At 68.7% G+C, this 3,044-nt stretch carries 2 protein-coding genes; one reads left to right on the forward strand and one right to left on the reverse strand.

What is annotated here, in order from left to right:
• A partial coding sequence (locus tag ACFU3E_RS38355; RefSeq protein ID WP_384169439.1) for a valine--tRNA ligase occupies positions 1-1,904 on the reverse strand: 1,904 nt, incomplete at its 3' end.
• Between the two features lie 138 nt (positions 1,905-2,042).
• On the opposite strand from ACFU3E_RS38355, the gene ACFU3E_RS38360 reads away from it, so the two are divergent.
• Positions 2,043-3,008: a hypothetical protein gene (locus ACFU3E_RS38360; RefSeq protein ID WP_384169442.1), complete on the forward strand. Its 966-nt coding sequence runs from the start codon at positions 2,043-2,045 to the stop codon at positions 3,006-3,008.
• The last annotated feature ends 36 nt before the right edge of the window (positions 3,009-3,044 follow it).

Raw genomic sequence — 3,044 nt, forward strand, 5'->3', positions numbered from 1 at the left:
GCGCCCTGGGTGCGCAGGGTCCGGCTGCCGGCTTCGATGACGGCGAGGTCGGGGTAGCGGTCCGTCGACGACATCCGCGACGGGTCCGGCAGGGGGCCGTCGACCGTCGCGCCGTTCATCAGCGCGAAGCGCGTGGCGTTCCAGATCTTGTTGGCGAAGTTCCGGGAGCCCTGGACCCAGTCCTCGCCGATCGGGACGTCGACGCCCGGGTTGGCGCCGCGGGCGAGGGTGAAGCGCAGGGCGTCGGAGCCGTACTTGTCCATCCAGTCCAGCGGGTTGACCGCGTTGCCGAAGGACTTCGACATCTTCTTGCCGAACTGGTCGCGGACCATGCCGTGCAGGGCGATGGTGTGGAACGGCGGGGTGCCGTCCATCGCGTACAGGCCGAACATCATCATCCGGGCGACCCAGAAGAAGAGGATGTCGTAGCCGGTGACCAGGACCGAGTTCGGGTAGAACTTCGCGAGCGACTCGGTCTGTTCGGGCCAGCCGAGCGTGGAGAACGGCCACAGGCCGGAGGAGAACCAGGTGTCGAGGACGTCCGTGTCCTGACGCCAGCCCTCGGCCTCGGTCCCGGGCGGCTCCTCGTCGGGACCGACGCAGACGACCTCACCGTTCGGCCCGTACCAGACCGGGATGCGGTGTCCCCACCACAACTGCCGCGAGATGCACCAGTCGTGGAGATTGTCGACCCAGTCGAAGTAGCGCTTCTCCATCTCCTGCGGATGGATCTTGACGCGCCCGTCGCGGACGGCGTCACCGGCGGCCTTCGCGAGCGGGCCGACCTTGACCCACCACTGCATGGACAGACGCGGCTCGATGGTGGTCTTGCAGCGCGAGCAGTGGCCGACCGAGTGGACGTACGGCCGCTTCTCCGCGACGATCCGGCCCTCGGCGCGCAGCGCGGCGACGATCGCCGAGCGGGCCTCCAGCCGGTCCAGGCCCTGGAAGGGGCCGTGGGCGGTGATGACCGCGTGCTCGTCCATGACCGTCAGGGCCGGGAGGTCGTGGCGCTGGCCGATCTCGAAGTCGTTCGGGTCGTGCGCCGGGGTCACCTTGACGGCGCCCGTGCCGAACTCGGGGTCGACGTGCTCGTCCGCGACGACCGGGATGGAGCGGTCGGTCAGGGGCAGCTTGACCTGCTTGCCGATCAGGTGCTTGTACCGCTCGTCGTCGGGGTGGACGGCGACGGCCGTGTCACCGAGCATCGTCTCGGCGCGGGTGGTGGCGACGACGATGGTGTCGTCCCCGTCGCCGTACTTCATGGAGACGAGCTCGCCGTCGTCGTCCTGGTACTCGACCTCGATGTCCGAGATGGCCGTCAGACAGCGGGGGCACCAGTTGATGATGCGCTCGGCGCGGTAGATCAGCTCGTCGTCGTAGAGCCGCTTGAAGATGGTCTGGACGGCCTGGGAGAGGCCCTCGTCCATCGTGAAGCGCTCGCGCGACCAGGCGACACCGTCGCCCAGCCGCCGCATCTGGCCGCTGATCTGCCCGCCGGACTCGCCCTTCCACTGCCAGACGCGCTCGACGAACGTCTCACGGCCCAGGTCGTGGCGGGACTTGCCCTCCTTGGCGAGCTCCCGCTCGACGACGTTCTGCGTGGCGATACCGGCGTGGTCCATGCCGGGCTGCCACAGCGTCTCGTACCCCTGCATGCGCTTGCGGCGGGTCAGGGCGTCGATGAGCGTGTGCTCGAAGGCGTGCCCGAGGTGCAGGCTGCCCGTGACGTTCGGCGGCGGGATGACGATGGTGTACGGCGGCTTGTCGCTCTTCTCGTCCGCCTCGAAGTAACCACGCTCTACCCAGCGCTCGTACAGCGGCCCCTCTACGTCGGCCGGCGCGTACTGGGTCGGCAGGTCGGTGCTGGGCGCTGGTGGCTGCTGCTGAGCGTTCTCGGTCACGGGGGTCAGTTTAGAGGTGTCACGACCCTGTCCCGAAACGCGTTTGCTTCGTAACGGTGGGAGCCCCGATGCCATGCACACGACGGGTCTGCGCCAGGATGGCCGGAACACACAAGCATCTGGAGGGGAACCCAGACCATGAGTTACAACCAGCCGGGCCCGTACGGCGGGCAGCCCCAGCAGCCCGGTCCGTACGGTCAGCCGGGCCCGTACGGCCAGCCGCCGCAGGCGCCCCAGCCCGGCTACGGCTACCCCCAGCAGGCCCCTCCTCCCCAGCCCGGTTACGGCTACCCCCAGCAGCCGCCGCAGGGCGTCCCGCCCCAGCAGGCCCCTTATGGTCAGCAGCCCCCGTACGGCCAGCAGCCGCCGCCGCCTTACGGCCAGGCCCCGTACGGCGTCCCCCAGCCTCCCGCCCCGGGCGGCAAGAAGAAGACCGGGCTGATCATCGGCGCGGTGGCGGTCGTGGCGGCGATCGGCGTGGGCGCGTACTTCGTGATCGGCGGAGGCGGCGGCGCGGGCGCCTTGGAGGACGACGGGCCGCACAAGCTGGCGACTCCGGCGAAGGTGCTCGCCGAGTACAACCGCATCACGAAGGACGGCCAGACCGTCGGCGATGACTCGGTCAAGGAGCTGGACAAGAGCGGCGTCAAGGACGCCACATCGGTACTGGCCACCTACTACAACGTGGAACCCACCAAGTACGACCCCTCGGACCCGTCCTCTGACGCCGAGATGGCAACGGCCAAGAGGGTCAGCTACTTCGGTGTCTACGGCGAGGTATCCGACCCGGAGGCGTCCCTGGACGCCTTCTTCACCAACTTCAAGAAGTCCGCCGAGAAGGACTCCTCCAGCAGCAGCGGCTCCAAGACCGAGGTGCTCGGCGAGCCGGAGGAGGCGGACCTCGACGGCGCGGTCATGAAGTGCCAGGCGCTCAAGGGTCAGAACGTCATGACCAAGAAGGAGCAGACCAACTGGTTCTGCGCCTGGGCCGACTACAGCACCATCGCCGTGGTCTCCTCGGGTACCGCCGCCGGGGACACTTCCAAGGACACCGCCATCGACATCACCACGAAGCTCCGCCCGCAAATCCGCGTCAAGGCCTGACGGCGTGACGCAGGCGTAAAGGGAAGGGCCCCGGTC

The sequence above is a fragment of the Streptomyces sp. NPDC057424 genome (assembly GCF_042803315.1).
Lineage (GTDB): Bacteria > Actinomycetota > Actinomycetes > Streptomycetales > Streptomycetaceae > Streptomyces.